Genomic DNA, 15497 nt, shown 5'->3' on the forward strand with positions numbered 1-15497 from the left:
GACCCTTGATACCATATGAATAAAAACGAGCCGGTGGGTTTTCCCTCCGGCTCTTTTTTTGCCTGACCTCTACCTAAATAGAGGCGAAAGGCGAAGGGCTGAAAGGCTAAAGGCTGAAAAGTGAAAAGGGTCAGGCCAAAGTTCGGGCCTGGCTCTGGTCAGCAGTGCCCCTTGATACCCTATGAAAAAAACGAGCCGGTGGGTTTTCCCATCGTCTCGTTTTTTGCCTGACCCCTATTGACCTATTATTGTCTCATGCCGGCTTGACCGGAACGCAGATGTCTACGGTGTGGCGGCCGTCGGGGTGTTCGCCCGGGGCGGTTCGGTAGAGCTCAAGGCAGGGGCGGTCGTCGGAGCGGTATCCGGACTGGGGGAGCCAGTCGGCCATGACCGCGTCCCAGGCTGCGGCGTACTCCGAGGGGAAGAGGTTGAACCGGGCCACGGCGTAGGTGCCGCCAGCCAGGGTCATGCGACCGATGTCGCCTTCGGCAGGGGTGCCTTCGGGGACGGTGATGCAGACGCTTAAGCGGAGCTTGTCGTCTTCGGTGAGGGGCTCGTTGTCGTGGTAGACGCTCAAGGTCAGGGTCTCGGGAAAGTTCAGGAGCTGCCTCGGGCCGGCCCAGGTAAAGAGCCGGTTGAAGAGTCTGTCGAACAGCTCACCGTTGCCCTGGTAAGGCCCGATGTGCCGAACGTAGGCCACCTCCATCTCTTCAAGCGGTTCGATTCGTATCGTCGTGTTCAGTGTGTCGTCCATGTAAAGCCTCCATTGGTGTAGGGTTGAGGCATCATAAACTGCTTTGACAACGGCGGCTTTCCTGATCTTGTGGTCTGTTTTGCATTTCTTGCTGTTTCGAAGATTCCCTGATTTTCTCCACTCCCCGGCGTTCATTCCGTAAAAGTCCCGGAAGGTCCTTGCAAAGGTGGCTGAGCTTGAGAACCCGCATGCAAGGGCAATCTCGGTGATTGTCTCTGCCGACAAGAGGAGCATGGCGGCTGCCTTCTCCACCCGAAGGCGCTGGATGTACCTGTTGAGGGTCTCCCCCACAGTGGCCTTGAAGATGCGGTGGAAGTGGTAGGGGGAGTAGCAGGCAACGGCTGCCACATCGTCCAGGGTGAGGCTTTGGCTTAAGTGGGCGTCAATGTGGTCCAGGGCGCGGTTGAGGCGGAGGGTGTGGTCGGTGTTCGGTGCGTGCATCTATGTCTCCGGGTTGGTCAGGGCTCTGCGGATAAACGTCATGATACCTTGGATCATTTTTTCATCGTTATCAAGGGCGTCCTCGCCTGCAAAAATTTTCATGCGCTGGGAGTGGTAGTTAGACGAGTAGGCGTACTGGAGCATCACCAGGAGGTTGTCCATGCAGAAGGCCGCGGTGAACTCGTCGATATCCGCGGCGATGTCCCCCTTGTCCCGGGCATCCCGCAGGAGCCCGCGGTAATACCGGGCCGTCACCGTCTCCAGCTTGCCGGAGAGCTGGCGGGAGAGGTGGGAGAGCCCTTCGGAGGTGAGCTCCTGGTAGATCTGATTGAACTCCGGGTAGAGGCGGGCATACACCTGCACCGACCGGAGCAGCCGTTCGAACTTGTCGAAGAGCGTTCCCTCCTCTAAGTCTGTTGCGGCCAGGATGGCATCGATGAGGTGGTAGCTCAGGTCGTTGATGGTGAGAAAAAGGGCCTCTTTGGACTCAAAGTAGTTGTACATGGAGCCGATGCTGATATCAGCTTTTTTTGCGATGACGTTGATGTTAGCCGAGGCAAACCCCTGCCCGGCGAACTCTTTGGCGGCCGCCTTTAAGATGCGTTCTCGCTTTTCAATGGGAATTTTTTCAAAGGCCGGTTTGGCGTGGGTGGCCTTGAGCTGTTCAATGATGTCGGATGCCGGAAAGGCGTGGGTCATGGTTGCGCGCTCCTGACGCCTGGGGCGGTCGGTGTGCCCCCGGGGCCTGTGGTTCGTGAGGTCTCAATTTTAGTGAATGGGTATTGACAACATACGATATTTATTCAATGATCCATAAGTGAGTGATCACTCACTCAACCTACAATAGCATGGCCCGGTTTCCAGGTAAAGGCGGCCGTCTCAATGAAAACCGCCGTGCCGAGACCATGGTGAGAAGTGCGAGGTCGTGTTCCCGGGTCCCGTAGCCTTTTTCAATCGCTTTCATAAAAAGAGCGGAAAGGAGGGGATGTCCATGGAGTACCAGCGCGTGAAAGCCAATCTTAATCTCTATGCGGTCCTGCGCAACCTGGAGACCCTTGTGGCGTGCGACGGCACATCGGCCGAGTTGATCAAGGGGTGGGAGGTTACCCTTCAGTTCTCGGTGTTCCGGGGGCCCACCCTTTTCCTTGAGTTTCACAACGGCAGATGCAGGGCAGGGGAAGGGGCGCACCCATCGCCGGATGTTCGTCTTTTTTTTCTTTCGGCAGGTCACCTCAACCGCATGATGGACGGCAAAGGCTCGCCCATTCCACTCAAGGGATTCACCCATCTCTCGTTTCTGACCAAGGAGTTTCCCCAGCTTACCGACCGTCTCGAATACTTCCTTAAACCCGACGACACCCTCCTTGCCGATGCCGCCTATCAAGAGGTCAACACCCGCCTTAATTTGGGGGTTGCCGCCTATGCCGTGCGCGAGCTTGCCACCTCGGATCCCATGGGGTCCCTCAATGCCGCATCCATGCCCGACGGAACCCTGGCCATCCGCGTGCTGCCCGACGGCCCGTCGGTCTCCATCGTAAAAGAGAAGGGCAGCTATGCCGTGGGAGCCCCCCGTCCGGAAAACCCCATGGCCATCATGAGTTTCCGGGACATGGGCGTTGCATGCGACCTGATGAACGGCAAATGCGACGCTTTTGCCGCTTTGGCCAAGGGCGATGTCTCCATGAAGGGCAGCATTCCCATGATCGAGGCGACCAACCTCCTGATGGACCGTATCCCCCATTACCTTGGGTAACCCAACCAAAACGTGTGAGGAGGCCATGGATACTTACAGCTACAAGCAGTCCCAGGCCCTTTTTGAGCGGGCCGTAAACGTCATTCCCTGCGGCGTGCCCGGCCACATGAGCCCTGCCGTGAACATCCCGCCCTCGGCCTATCCCATCTATGCGGCCAGGGCCGAAGGTGCTTGCTTCTGGGACGTGGATGGCAATGAATTCATCGATTACATGTGCGGGTACGGCCCCATGATTCTGGGGTACCGAAATCCGGTGGTGGACGGGGCAGCCCGACGCCAGGCCGACGAGGCGGATCTCACCATGTGTGCATCTCCCAAGATGGTGGAGCTGGCCGAAGCCCTTGTGGACACGGTGGATGCCATGGACTGGGCCTTTTTTGCCAAAAACGGCGGGGACGTCACCAACTACGCCGCCATGGTGGCCCGAAGCGCCACGGGTCGGAAAAAGATCGTGGCCATCAAGGGCGGGTACCACGGGGTGGCCCCCTGGATGCAGGCCCTGGGGCACCACGGCATTCTCGAAGAGGACCACGCCCACACCCTGCGCATCCCCTGGAACGATACCGCGGCCTTTGAGAAGGTGATCGCCGAACACCCCGGCAATGTGGCGGGTTTCATCGCCACCCCCTACCATGTTCCCACCTTTTACGACAACGTCCTCCCGGATCCCGGATACTGGCAGAAGATTGAGGCCATCTGCCGAAAAGAGGGCATTGTGCTGATCGTGGACGATATCCGCCACGGCTTTCGCCTCAACATGAAGGGCTCCCACGTGCACTACGGGTTCACCCCGGACCTGGTCTGCTACTGCAAGGCCCTGGCCAACGGGTACCCCATATCCGCCCTCATGGGCACGGAAGCCATGAAGAACGAAGCGGCCAAGGTGTTCTACACCGGCAGCTACTGGTACCAGGCCGTGCCCATGGCTGCGGCCCTGGCCTGTCTGGAGGAGCTCAAGCGGTTAGATGCCCCTGCCTGGATGCTCAGGCAAGGGGCTGATCTTTTCGGCAAGATGGAGTCCATGGCCGCTCGTTACGGCTTTCACCTCAAGGTGACCGGCGAGCCCTCCATGCCCAATGTTCGCCTGACCGATGACCCCAGCGGGATGCTCCACCAGGCCTGGTGCGCGGAATGCACAAAACGGGGCGCTTTCTTTGCCTCCCACCACAACTGGTTTATCTCCACGGCCCACGACGATGAAGTGGTGGCCCGGACCCTTGCCATCTGCGACGAAGCCTTTCAGGTAATCAAAGATGCTGCGGAAAAAGGGCGGCTGGCCTCGTGATGGCGGGCTATTTACAGAAGGGGTGCGGGAAAAATGACATTCGCCCTTGAGCTTGATTGACGCGAATTTGTTTTATTAGCCTGTTTGTTAAAGTTTTTGTAAGCATTCAGCTTGCCTCCGGCGGGTCGCTTTTTTAAAAAAAAGCTCCGCAAAAAACGTTCAGGTTGCACACTCTCTTCGTATTCTGCCCCTGGGGGGCAGAATACGAAGAGAGTGTGCAGAAAGATTAGAACAGTCAAAATTACTGAAATTCATGCCAAAGCCGTCAAGACCTGTTTGTCAAACTTTTCAAAAGTTTGGCCCCCGGCAGGGCCGCCGGAGGCCTCTTCGTTGTGTACTTTTTTTCTGAAAATAAAGGAGATGGACCATGGCATTGACCGATGCGGAGATCAGGGAGCTGGAAGAGCAGGCCTGGCAGCTCAGGCACGACATCATCAACGTGACGGTGTGGGCGGGTGGGGCCCACATCGGCGGGGGGCTCAGCATGCTGGATATCCTGGTGCTCCTTTACTTCAAGTACCTAGATCTCCAGTCCGGCAGCCGCAGAGATGGCATTGGTATTGGGTGGTGGTGAGCAAGGGGCATGGGGGGGTGGGCTTTGCTCCGGTGCTGGCGCGCCGCGGTTATTTTGATTTTGACGCGCTGAAGACCTTCAATCAGTTCGGGTCGCCCTTTGGCATGCACCTTGACGCCTCCAAAGTGACCGGTGTGGATGCCTCCACCGGTTCGTTGGGGCACGGGTTTTCCATGGCCGTGGGGTTGGCCCTGGGGGCGCGGGCCCAGAACAAGGCGTGGAAAACGTATTGCATTTTAGGGGACGGGGAGTGCAACGAGGGGGCGGTGTGGGAGGCGGCCATGTCCGCGTCCCATTTCGGGCTGACCAACCTGGTGACCATCGTGGACCGCAACGGGTACATGATCGACGGGGCCACCGAAGAGGTGATGGCCCTTGAGCCCTTCAGCGACAAGTGGCGGGCCTTCGGGTTCCATGTGCTGGAGGTTGACGGGCATGATTTTGCGGATCTTGCGGGAGCCATCGACACCTCTCTTTCCGGTGACAAGGGGCCGTGCGTGATCATGGCCCATACCAAAAAGGGGCGGGGGGTCGATTACATGGAGGGCAACGTCAAGTGGCACTACGGCAGCATCGATTCCACCCTGGCCGATAAGGCCCGGGCATCTGTGGACCGTCTGTACGGCAAGGCTTAAGGAGGAGATCATGAGTGAAGTGACCGGAACCACCTGGACCGTTTATGACGCCAACTCCATGACCCAGGCGGAGGTGTACGGCCATGTGCTGTGTGAGATCGGTGAGGAGCGGGATGATGTGGTGGGTCTTACTGCAGACCTGGCCAAATCCACGAAAATAGGTCTCTTTGGAGAGAAATTCCCGGATCGTTTTTTTAACGTGGGCATTGCCGAGCAGAACCTCTTTGGCGTGGCCGCGGGTATGGCCCTTTCCGGCCTGACGCCCTTTGTCTCAACCATGGCGGCCTTTGCCTCCATGCGGGCCTGCGAGCAGGTGCGCACCGATATCTGCTACCAGAACCTGAATTGCAAGATCATCGCCACCCACGGCGGTATCTCCTTCGGAACGGCGGGCAGCACCCACAACGCCCAGGAGGATGTGGCCATCATGCGCTCCTTTCCCAACATGACGGTGATCATTCCGGCAGACGGCATTGAAACCGCCAACGCGGTTCGTGCCTGTGTCTGGAGCTACGACGGGCATATCCGTGTTGGCAGGGGCTTTGAGCCCACCTGGTATCACAGCGAAGATTACGGGTTTCAGATCGGCAGGGCTGTTACGGTAAGCGAGGGGACCGACATCACCCTTATCTGCTGCGGAGTGACGGTGCTCCAGGCTGCGGAAGCGGCCAAAGCCCTGAAGGAGGAGGACGGGTTGAGCGTTCGGGTGCTGAACCTTCACACCATCAAGCCCCTGGACGAAGAGGCGGTGTTGCGGGCTGTTCAGGAGACCCGGCGCATCATCACCTTTGAAGAGCACACGGTCCACGGAGGGCTGGGCAGCGCCGTGGCCGATGTGATCGCGGAAAGCGGCAAGGGGTGCGCCTTTGAAAAGGTGGGGCTGCCCGACGCCTTTTCTCTGGTGGGATATCCCGAAGATCTTTACGCCCATTACAAGCTCGACACCAACGGCATCATCGAAAAGGTGCGGGAGGTCATGGGCCGGGATTTTGAAGAGGACGAAGACTGGGAAGATGAGGTGTGACATGACCGAAAACCGAACGCATCTTGCGACGCGTATTCTGCTGAAGGCCCTGTTTCCCGTGATGAAGGTGGTGGTGGCCGATGACCCGAAGATGAACAGGCGTTTTGAGGGCATATCGGCACGGGTGCGTTTTTCCGTGGCCGGTGACGGGGGGCCCTGGGGCACCGACGTGGTGTTTGAGGACGGGGCGCTTTCCGTGGACGGGGCCATGGAGGGGGATGCGGATGTCTTCTTTCGCTTCAAGAGCCCGGAGAGCTTCAACGCCTTCATGGCCGGAAAACCAGTGGTTCCGGGAATCCGGGGCTGGCGGCATCCCATTCTCATTGGGAAAATGGTCTCGCTGCTCCTGGCCATGAAGATCCTCATGCCCGATGCCCGGCCAAAGCAGGAGGCAAAGCAGCGGCTGAAGGTGAAGATGATCCTCTACATGATCACCACCGCCCTGAGCCAGTACAACAAGGGCGGGGACCCGGAGATGAGCCGGTGGACAGGAAAGCAGCCCGATCGCATTTACCAGATGTCCGTGGACGGCGAAGAGATTGCCGCCTATGTCCGGGTCAAGGCGGGCAAGACCAAGGCCGGTCGAGGGCTCTACACACGCAGGCGCCCCTTTGTCCATATCTGCTTTAACGGGATCCAGGGTGCCCTGCCGGTGCTTATGGGGGATGTGGAGTTTGTGGAAGCCCTGGGGCGACAGCTCGTCACCGTGGAAGGCTCTCCCGAGTACGCCGCCAACCTGAACGATTACATGCAGAGGATCCAGGCCCTGATTGTCTGAATTCCAATGGGTACAACGTGGGAGAAGAGCCGCGCCGCATATCTATGCTGGTGCGGCTCTTTTTTTATGATGCAGAAAAACATGGGTCAGGCAAAATTACGTTTAACGTTTAAAAAAGGGTCAGGCAAAAAAACGCTTCATCAGGTCACAGGCAGGGAGAGGTGGCATACCGACATATTCGGGTGGTGATTATCCGCTCTTGGAATACACGTGTGAAAGGTATTCAGCCAATTATCGGAGCTTTCACCCTTTGCTGTGCCGGGAAAATTCAGGAGATGCACCTGGTGTTGGCTTTTTCTGATGATTTATGCCTGCATGGTGTCTGGAATGAATTCGGTGCGTGGTCGCAGGGGAGGCGGGGGCGACGCGCTTTCGCCGGGGAACATTTGACAACGGGAGAACGGGTGTATTACACTTCGAAGTTACTTTACGGGTAATGCCTTTGAAAGGGTGGGCATTTTCATCCACACGTTTTTTTAAGCCTTAGCGTCCAGGGCTGTCTTCATGGGAGAAGTCCGCTCCGGCTGGTCGGGATTAAAAAGGACAAAGTAAGGGACTTGTGTGGATGAAAATAACCCTGAAAAAAGAGGGGGAGGAAAGGCCCGTAAGGAGGAAGTTGGGAAGTTTGGGAAGTTGGATCCGGGCCTTTTTTTAACCGGTTGATGATTTTCAGGGAGGTATAGCCTTTTTGGGACCATCAACCTTTGTTTGTTCCCCTTCGAACCCCCAACGCGGATGGGGGCTCGAGGTATTTCGTAGATGGAGTCCGGCTTTGGAAGTGATGAAGAAGGGACGAACAACTTCATCAGGAACCGCACAACATCTTGATGCATAAGTATAAGATATTTTAAATCAGGTCAAATTCAACGTATTTAAGAAGTTTATCAATATGATTGATTTGTCCACCCGGGCGTTCCGGTTGCAGGGGCCGAAACCACAACGGGCCGCCTTCCTGTATTAAGGACGACGGCCCGTTGCATGATTTTCTGGTGCTGATCAGGCAAAGAGTGCGGACATCAGTCGGGTGACACCGAAGCCCCCGATGGTCAGCCACCCGAAGAGGATCAGGGCCAGCCATACAGGCTTCATGCCGACGCCCCTGATGCGGCTGAAGTTGGTTTCGATACCCAGGGCGCACATGGCCATGGTGAGGATGAAGAGGTCCAGTTTGTTCCAGAAGGCCACCACGGGAGTGGGGATCACATTCATGGAGTTGATACCGGCCACGACAATGAAGAGGACGGCAAACCAGGGAATGGTGATTTTGCCGCGCTTACCTTCCTCGGCCCCTTTACGGCGCCCCAGCCAGATGCTGATCCCGATGAGAAAGGGGGCGATGAGCATCACACGGAGCATTTTCACGATGATGGCAGAGGATGCGGCCTCCGGGGAGATGGCGTTTCCTGCGGCCACGGCGTGGGCTACCTCATGGATGGTGCCTCCAATATAGATCCCGAAGAGCTTTTCGCTGATGTCGAAGAAGCCGGCTTTGTAGAGGGCCGGGTAGAGAAACATGGTCAGGGTCCCGAAGAGGACAACCGTTGAGACGGCCATGGCGCTTTTATGGGCATCGGACTTCAGCACAGGCTCTGTGGCAAGGACGGCCGCCGCACCGCAGATGGAGCTGCCGATGGAGGTGAGCATGGCCGTTTCATAATCCAGCTTGAAGAACTTGATGCCGAGAAAGCTTCCCATAAGAAAGGTCGATGTGGCCATGGTGACGCTTACGGCAAACCCGGCGGTTCCGACGGCTGCGATATCCTGGAAGGTGATACGGAATCCGTAGAGGATGACACCGAGCTTCAGCAGGGTACGGGTGGCAAACACGATGCCGGGCACCCACCTGGCGGGCAGTGCCATGCGCAGGGTGTTGCCGTAAATCATGCCGAGCATGATCCCGATGATCAGGGGGCTGACCCCCATTCTTTTGATGGGCGGAAATTCAGAACAGTAGATAGCTGTTGTGGCGAAAAGGGTGACGAAAAGGAGGCCGTTCATGGCATCTTTACGACTTTCTGCTGGAAAAAACATCGGTTACCGCTCCTTGTGTCCTGCTTTGAGTGGTCCGTTTAACGGGCCGAAATCGTGTGCGATACGTTGTGTCAGTTCGTCGGTGGCGTGAAGAAACACCTCTCCTGTGCCTTGCATGGGCAAGGATCCGGCGTTATTCAACGTGTGGGAGACGAACGTGAGTCAGGGTGTTTTGCATGGCTTTTAACCCAACGTATCCGGCCATGCGTTTCTGTCCCGGGGGGGTGGAGTTTTTTTCAGGATGTATCGGGCACCGGGCGGTGAGGACGTGCACGTGTCGCGCCGCCCGGTGCCGTGGAGATACAGACTGCTTTTTTTGTTGCTCCACTCCGTGAAGGAGATGAGCTTGTTTTATGAATAGGGCTGTGATAAGTCAAATTCATTGTATTTAAAAAGCTCATAAAAATATTTGATTTTTGTGGGTGATTGGTTTAAAATTCAAGGTGTTGTTTCGCGGAAAAGCGTTCAATGCCGGGGGAAAAGCAGACATACCGGCACGTTTCGGTTCTATATCAAGGAGATGATGTTACCATGCAGATGCGCATGACATTACGGCAGCTGGAGTTGTTCCTGGCTCTGGCAAAGAGGCCGCACATCGGGGAAGTGGGCAAAGAGGTGGGGCTGACTCAGTCGGCCGTATCCATGGCCATCAAGTCCCTGGAAGAGATTCTGGAGACGAGGCTTTTCGATCGGATCAACAAAAAGATCGTGTTGAATGAAAACGGGCGGCTTTTCCTCGGGCGGGTGGAGCACCTTGTGCTTGGCCTGAAGGAGGCGGAGTCCATCTTCAGGGATGAGCACCTTCATGGAGAGATCCGTGTGGGGGTGAGTTCGTCCATCGCAAACTATATTATTCCGAAGATCTTCTACAGCTTCATGCAGACCCACGACGGGGTGAGCTTTAAGATGGAGACGGGCAACACCCATGAGGTGGCCTCTCTTATTGAAAGCGGCCGTGTGGACATGGGGTTCATCGAAGGGGAGTACGACGGCCTGGATATCCAGCACGAGGTCCTCGGCAAGGATGAGCTCTACATTGTCACCGGGGATGCGTCCCTGGTGCGGGAGGAGCCCTACCGCATGGAGGAGCTTCTCGGAAGGCGCTGGGTGCTCCGTGAAAAGGGGTCCGGTACCCGAGAGACCTTCATGGGCCATTTGGGGGATCTGTCCAAAGCGCTGAACGTCTATATGGAGTTGGACCATACCGGTGCGGTAAAATCGATTCTGTCCAACAGGGACACGGTTTCGTGCCTTTCCCGGTACAGTGTGCAAAAAGAGCTGAAATACGGCCTTTTGTTCAGGCTCCCCGTGGAAGGGTATTCGTTTACGCGGTCCTTTTATACCATCTGGCACAAAAACAAGTTCATGAGCTCGCTCATCACCGCCTTCATTGAATTTACCCGTAGCTGGGACGGCATGTCGCGCTAAGCCGTTCCTGCCCTGCCATTTCCCCATGGGTCACCCTATCTAAGGTTGCCCTGCCGGGGCATTGCTTGTCCCGGCAGGGTAACTGTGATAATTTGGTGTCATAATAAATTGTTGTCCTTCCATCTCTTTTTGCGCCGACACCTGCGAAAACCGAGTCTTCCCTTCCTTACTATACAACCAGCCCATAAGAACGCACCTAACGCCTTTCCTCGGCAGGCCCGCCGAAGGCAGGCTTTTCCATTCACTTGAACCACAGAAGGCAGGAACGGGCTGCATCGCGTCACAAGGTCTTTAATCCTCATGCAAGCTGAAGGACGAACTGTTTTTCTGGCAGCCTGATCAATGTTTTGTTTGTGGAATTTCTCTTTGCTTGCGGCGGTGTCGCGGTGCCGGAAGCCAAACCTTTTCGGGAGAAGCCTCATGTCCCTTTCCGGCATTCCCTTGAAAACCTCTGAGCTTTTGGTGAAAGCCCTCGAAGGAGAGGGCGTTCGGCATGTGTTCGGCGTGCCGGGTGAGGAGAACCTCGATTTTCTGGAGGCCCTTCGCACGTCCACCATCCAGCTGGTCTTGACCCGGCATGAGCAGGCCGCTGCCTTTATGGCTGCGACGTATGGACGGCTCACCGGTCGTGCCGGGGTGTGTCTGGCCACCCTTGGCCCAGGAGCGGCAAATCTCGTGACCGGTGCGGCCTATGCCCGGCTTGGTGCCATGCCCATGGTGATGATCACCGGGCAGAAGCCCATTACCCGGAGCAAGCAGGGGCGGTTTCAGATCGTGGATGTGGTGAGCATGATGCGCCCCCTGACGAAGTTCACCCGTCAGATTGTCCATGGGAATACGGTCCCTGCCCTTGTCCGTGAATGCTTCCGCCTTGCCGAGGAGGAACGGCCCGGGCCGGTGCATCTGGAACTGCCCGAGGACATTGCAGGCGAGATGGTGGAGGGCTGGCACCTGATTCCGCGAAGGGCACCCTGTCTTAGTTGTGCGTCTCGTACCTCCATTGAAAAAGCGGCTGAGATGATTGAGGCGGCTGTCTCGCCGCTTCTGCTTATCGGGGCCGGGACCAACCGAAAGCAGGTGATCGAGCCGTTGAAGGCGTTCGTGGAGAAGACCGGGATCCCCTTTTTCAACACCCAGATGGGCAAAGGCGTCATTGGCGGGGCCCATCCGTTGTATATCGGCACCGCGGCACTGTCGGATAACGATTACCTGCATTGTGCCATCGACCGGGCGGATCTCGTGATCAACGCAGGTCATGATGTGGTGGAAAAACCGCCTTTCTTCATGGTGCCCGGGGGCAAGACGGTGATTCATGTCAACTACAGCCCGGCGGAGGTGGACACCGTCTATTTTCCGCAGCACGATGTGGTGGGGGATATCGGCAACAGCTTCACGCGACTTACGGAGAGGCTTGCCAAGAGTGACCACCACGACTTTTCCTACTTTATGAAGATCCGCAAGGAGGTGCTCGGGCATATGGGGATGGACGCCGACTCTCCCAGGTTTCCTTTGTTGCCCCAGAGGGTGGTGGCGGATGTTCGCAAGGTGTTGCCGCCGGACGGCATCGTCGCCCTGGACAACGGTATCTTCAAAATCTGGTTTGCCCGAAATTACAGGACCAACATGGACAACACCATCTTGCTGGACAACGCCCTGGCCACCATGGGGGCTGGCTTGCCCTCGGCCATGGTGGCGGCCATGCTCAACCCTGGCCGACGGGTCATGGCCGTCTGTGGGGACGGAGGATTCATGATGAACTCCCAGGAGATGGAAACGGCCGTTCGGTTGGGCCTCAACCTGGTTGTTCTGGTGTTGAGGGACGACGCCTATGGAATGATTCGCTGGAAGCAGTCCATGGTCGGGTATGCGGATTGGGGCCTGGAATACGGGAACCCTGATTTTGTGCTTTATGGAAAGGCATACGGCGCAGGCGGGCACCGGGTGGCGAAAGCTGACGCGTTGTTGCCGCTGATGGAGGACTGCTTTGAGCGGGGAGGGGTTCACCTTATTGAGGTGCCGGTGGATTATTCGGAAAACCAGCGGGTCTTGATTGATGAGCTGGCCGCCCGGGTGTGCCTGTTGTGATTGGTGACGGCGGGCAGCCTTTTGCGTCGCTTTATGCGTCGGACTCATTGAACAATAAACAGAATTTTATGAGGAGGACGATATGAAGGTGGAGGTGCGGTCCCCATGGGATGGGAAGGTTCTGGAAACGTTGCATATGGGCGGTATAGCCCATGTGGAAGAGTTGCTGCACAAGGCCACGGGGGTTCTTCGGAGTTGCAAGGCGTGGCTTCCCGTGTGGGAGCGTCGGGAGATCCTGTTGAAAACCGCGGCTGATGTGAAGGCGCGGCATGAGGTGCCCCCTCTTGCGCGGGAAGGGGGAAAGCCCCTCATGGACGCCAGGGTGGAGGTGACCCGTGCCATCGGCGGCATTGAGCTGGCCGCAGAGGAGATGGGCCGCATGTCCGGTCGGGAGGTGCCCATGGGGCTGACTCCTGCCTCCACCGGACGTCTTGCCGTGACGATCCGAGAACCCATCGGCGTGGTGGTGGCGGTGAGCGCGTTCAATCATCCTTTGAACCTGATTGTTCACCAGGTGATGCCAGCGGTGGCCACGGGATGTCCGGTCATTGTCAAGCCGGCCACGCGGACGCCTTTGTCATGCCTGGCGCTGGTGGAGTGCCTGCACAGGAACGGGCTTCCCGAAGCCTGGTGCCAGGTGGCGCTCCTCGGCCGTTCAGAGGCAGAAGCGCTGGTGACGGATTCCCGCGTTGATTATTTCAGTTTCATCGGCTCGGCAACGGTGGGGTGGGGGCTGCGAAGCAAATTGGCGCCGGGGACCCGGTGCGGCCTTGAGCATGGGGGCGCGGCTCCCGTGGTTGTGGGAGAAGGGGTTGACCTGGACCTTCTGGTGCCTCCCCTTATGAAAGGTGGATTCTATCATGCCGGCCAGGTGTGTGTGTCGGTTCAACGGGTCTTTGCCATGAAGGGCATTGCAGGGGAGCTCGCAGCCAAGATGGCCCAGGCCGCATCGACACTGATTGTGGGGGATCCCACCGACAGCACCACCGATGTGGGGCCTTTGATTCATTCCGGGGAAGCGGACCGGGTAGATGAGTGGGTGAAGGATGCGGTCAAGGACGGAGGCCAGGTGCTGTGTGGCGGCGTCAAGGTGGCCGAATCCGCCTACGCCCCGACGATTGTTATGGCCCCCCCCGAAGCGGCCCGGGTTTCCACGGAAGAGATTTTCGGGCCGGTGATCTGTGTCTACCCCTGTAAGGACGTAAACGAAGCGGTGCGACGCGCCAACAGCGTCAAGATGGCTTTCCAGGCCTCGGTGTTTACCCAGAATATCGATACCGCCATGCACGTTGCCCGTCACCTTGACGCATCGGCCGTCATGATCAACGACCATACCGCCTTCAGGGTAGACTGGATGCCCTTTGGCGGCAGGCGTGAGAGCGGCCTGGGTGTCGGGGGCATCGGCTATACCATGCGTGAGATGACCCAGGAAAAATTGATCGTTCTTCATCACCGGTAGGGGTTCAGGCTTGGGCTCATTACCCAACCGCTTATAAAACAAAAAAGGGTCAGGCAAATCAACTTGACAAAATTCCTTGTATCATGTCACATGATTATGTGTTGAAAATTGCACGATATTTTTTGTCTCTTGCCATCATTCTTTTCAACTCAGAACCAGCATCCCGTCATTTCGATGCCATATGATTCGATAAGGAGGTTATGTATGCCTCGCAGCCTTCGAATGCTTGTGCCGGATCGGGCCTGTGCCTATCACATTATTTCTCGAACCGCCCTGGACGGGCTTCCCTTTGACCCTCGGGACAAAGATGAGTTGGTACGGCTCATCAAATGGCTCAGTACCGTCTATTTTGTCGATGTTCAGGGGTATTGCATCATGGGGAATCATTTTCATATCCTCGTTGTCGTGCATCCTGATCTCGCCGCAACCGATGCTGAAATAAGGCGGCGATATGTTTTGCGGTATGGCTCCAAACGCGTGTTTCCAGAGTCGGAGATGGCACGGTTAAAGTCGAAATGGTGCAACCTTTCAGAATATGTCAAAGAGGTAAAACAGACGTTTTCGAGGTTTTATAACAAGAGAAGGGACCGGAAAGGGACGCTGTGGGGGGATCGATTTAAAAGCGTCATTGTCGAAGACGGTGGCGCGATGCTCAACTGCCTGGCGTACATAGACCTAAATCCTGTCAGGGCGGGGATCGTCAATCGCCCGGAGGATTATCGCTGGTGCTCGCTGGGGTACCATGCGCAGACCGGGAACCGGGACACGTTTCTGTGCGATGATTTTGGCCTTTTGGAATTCGGAACGTTTTCTTCGGACGAGCGACTCATCAGGTACCGTGAATATGTCTACCATGCCAGTGCCATTGACAAAGTGGGAGCCGCAAAAATTGAAAGCAGTATCCTTGAAAAGGAAATTAAGAGCGGTTTTCGAATAGGTAAGGCAAAGTGCTTGGAATATCGTGCAAGGTTTTTTACGGATTCCGGTGTCATCGGCTCCCAGAGTTTTGTTGAAGGGATGATTCATCATTTCAAATCGTCTGTTCCGGCTAAGCGAAAAAGGGTTCCCCGTGAAATATCAGGGTTCGAGGGGCTGTTTACACTGAAGCGTTTGAGCCGTGTCTGAAGGGTTTGGCTTATGGCGGACTCACGCTGGGTGTGTTGGCAAGGTGACGTGCGCGTGCAGAAAGGATCGGGAGATCAAGAGCATCCGGTGGCCGCGTGGTTTTGTCTTCTTGATAAAGAGCAGTA

Annotated in this window: 13 protein-coding genes; 10 read left to right on the top strand and 3 right to left on the bottom strand. The window is 56.7% G+C overall.

Going from position 1 to position 15497, the window contains the following annotated elements:
• Window positions 1–253: 253 nt before the first annotated feature.
• Window positions 254–1195 (bottom strand): AraC family transcriptional regulator, encoded by a 942-nt coding sequence (locus tag ACOYW2_RS03995; RefSeq protein ID WP_482769471.1) that lies wholly within the window; start codon window positions 1193–1195, stop codon window positions 254–256.
• On the bottom strand, window positions 1196–1894 hold the full coding sequence (locus tag ACOYW2_RS04000) for a TetR/AcrR family transcriptional regulator (protein WP_482769472.1): 699 nt from the start codon (window positions 1892–1894) through the stop codon (window positions 1196–1198).
• A 292-nt stretch (window positions 1895–2186) separates the two neighbouring features.
• Between ACOYW2_RS04000 and ACOYW2_RS04005 the strand changes: the two genes are divergently transcribed.
• From ACOYW2_RS04005 to ACOYW2_RS04030, 6 genes are all read left to right on the top strand, one after another.
• Window positions 2187–2948 carry a hypothetical protein gene (locus tag ACOYW2_RS04005; protein ID WP_482421798.1) on the top strand — a complete coding sequence of 254 codons (762 nt, stop codon included), beginning with the start codon at window positions 2187–2189 and terminating at the stop codon, window positions 2946–2948.
• Window positions 2949–2973: 25 nt separating this feature from the next.
• Entirely contained in the window at window positions 2974–4233 is a 1260-nt protein-coding gene (locus ACOYW2_RS04010; protein ID WP_482417350.1) for an aminotransferase class III-fold pyridoxal phosphate-dependent enzyme, read from the top strand.
• A 367-nt stretch (window positions 4234–4600) separates the two neighbouring features.
• Window positions 4601–4807, top strand: a complete 207-nt coding sequence (locus tag ACOYW2_RS04015) for a hypothetical protein (protein WP_482421800.1) — start codon at window positions 4601–4603, stop codon at window positions 4805–4807.
• Entirely contained in the window at window positions 4804–5442 is a 639-nt protein-coding gene (locus ACOYW2_RS04020) for a transketolase (protein WP_482421801.1), read from the top strand. The genes ACOYW2_RS04015 and ACOYW2_RS04020 overlap by 4 nt, the downstream gene beginning before the upstream one ends.
• Window positions 5443–5452: 10 nt before the next feature.
• Window positions 5453–6466 (top strand): transketolase family protein, encoded by a 1014-nt coding sequence (locus ACOYW2_RS04025; RefSeq protein ID WP_482769473.1) that lies wholly within the window; start codon window positions 5453–5455, stop codon window positions 6464–6466.
• 1 nt (window position 6467) lies between these two features.
• Window positions 6468–7244, top strand: a complete 777-nt coding sequence (locus ACOYW2_RS04030; protein WP_482769474.1) for a hypothetical protein — start codon at window positions 6468–6470, stop codon at window positions 7242–7244.
• A 996-nt stretch (window positions 7245–8240) separates the two neighbouring features.
• Here the strand turns inward: ACOYW2_RS04030 and ACOYW2_RS04035 are convergent.
• Window positions 8241–9275, bottom strand: a complete 1035-nt coding sequence (locus tag ACOYW2_RS04035; protein WP_482417346.1) for a YeiH family protein — start codon at window positions 9273–9275, stop codon at window positions 8241–8243.
• Between the two features lie 531 nt (window positions 9276–9806).
• On the opposite strand from ACOYW2_RS04035, the gene ACOYW2_RS04040 reads away from it, so the two are divergent.
• The 4 genes from ACOYW2_RS04040 (at window position 9807) to ACOYW2_RS04055 (ending at window position 15372) form a co-directional block, all read left to right on the top strand.
• Window positions 9807–10703, top strand: coding sequence for a LysR family transcriptional regulator (locus ACOYW2_RS04040; protein WP_482417345.1), 897 nt, complete (start codon window positions 9807–9809; stop codon window positions 10701–10703).
• 420 nt (window positions 10704–11123) lie between these two features.
• Complete coding sequence (locus ACOYW2_RS04045; protein WP_482769475.1) at window positions 11124–12788, top strand: acetolactate synthase large subunit; 1665 nt, start codon at window positions 11124–11126, stop codon at window positions 12786–12788.
• Window positions 12789–12870: 82 nt separating this feature from the next.
• Complete coding sequence (locus tag ACOYW2_RS04050) at window positions 12871–14247, top strand: aldehyde dehydrogenase family protein (RefSeq protein ID WP_482769476.1); 1377 nt, start codon at window positions 12871–12873, stop codon at window positions 14245–14247.
• Window positions 14248–14451: 204 nt separating this feature from the next.
• Window positions 14452–15372: a transposase gene (locus ACOYW2_RS04055; protein ID WP_482769477.1), complete on the top strand. Its 921-nt coding sequence runs from the start codon at window positions 14452–14454 to the stop codon at window positions 15370–15372.
• Window positions 15373–15497: the final 125 nt, after the last annotated feature.

It is taken from the genome of Desulfoluna sp. CLI2B (genome assembly GCF_056847375.1).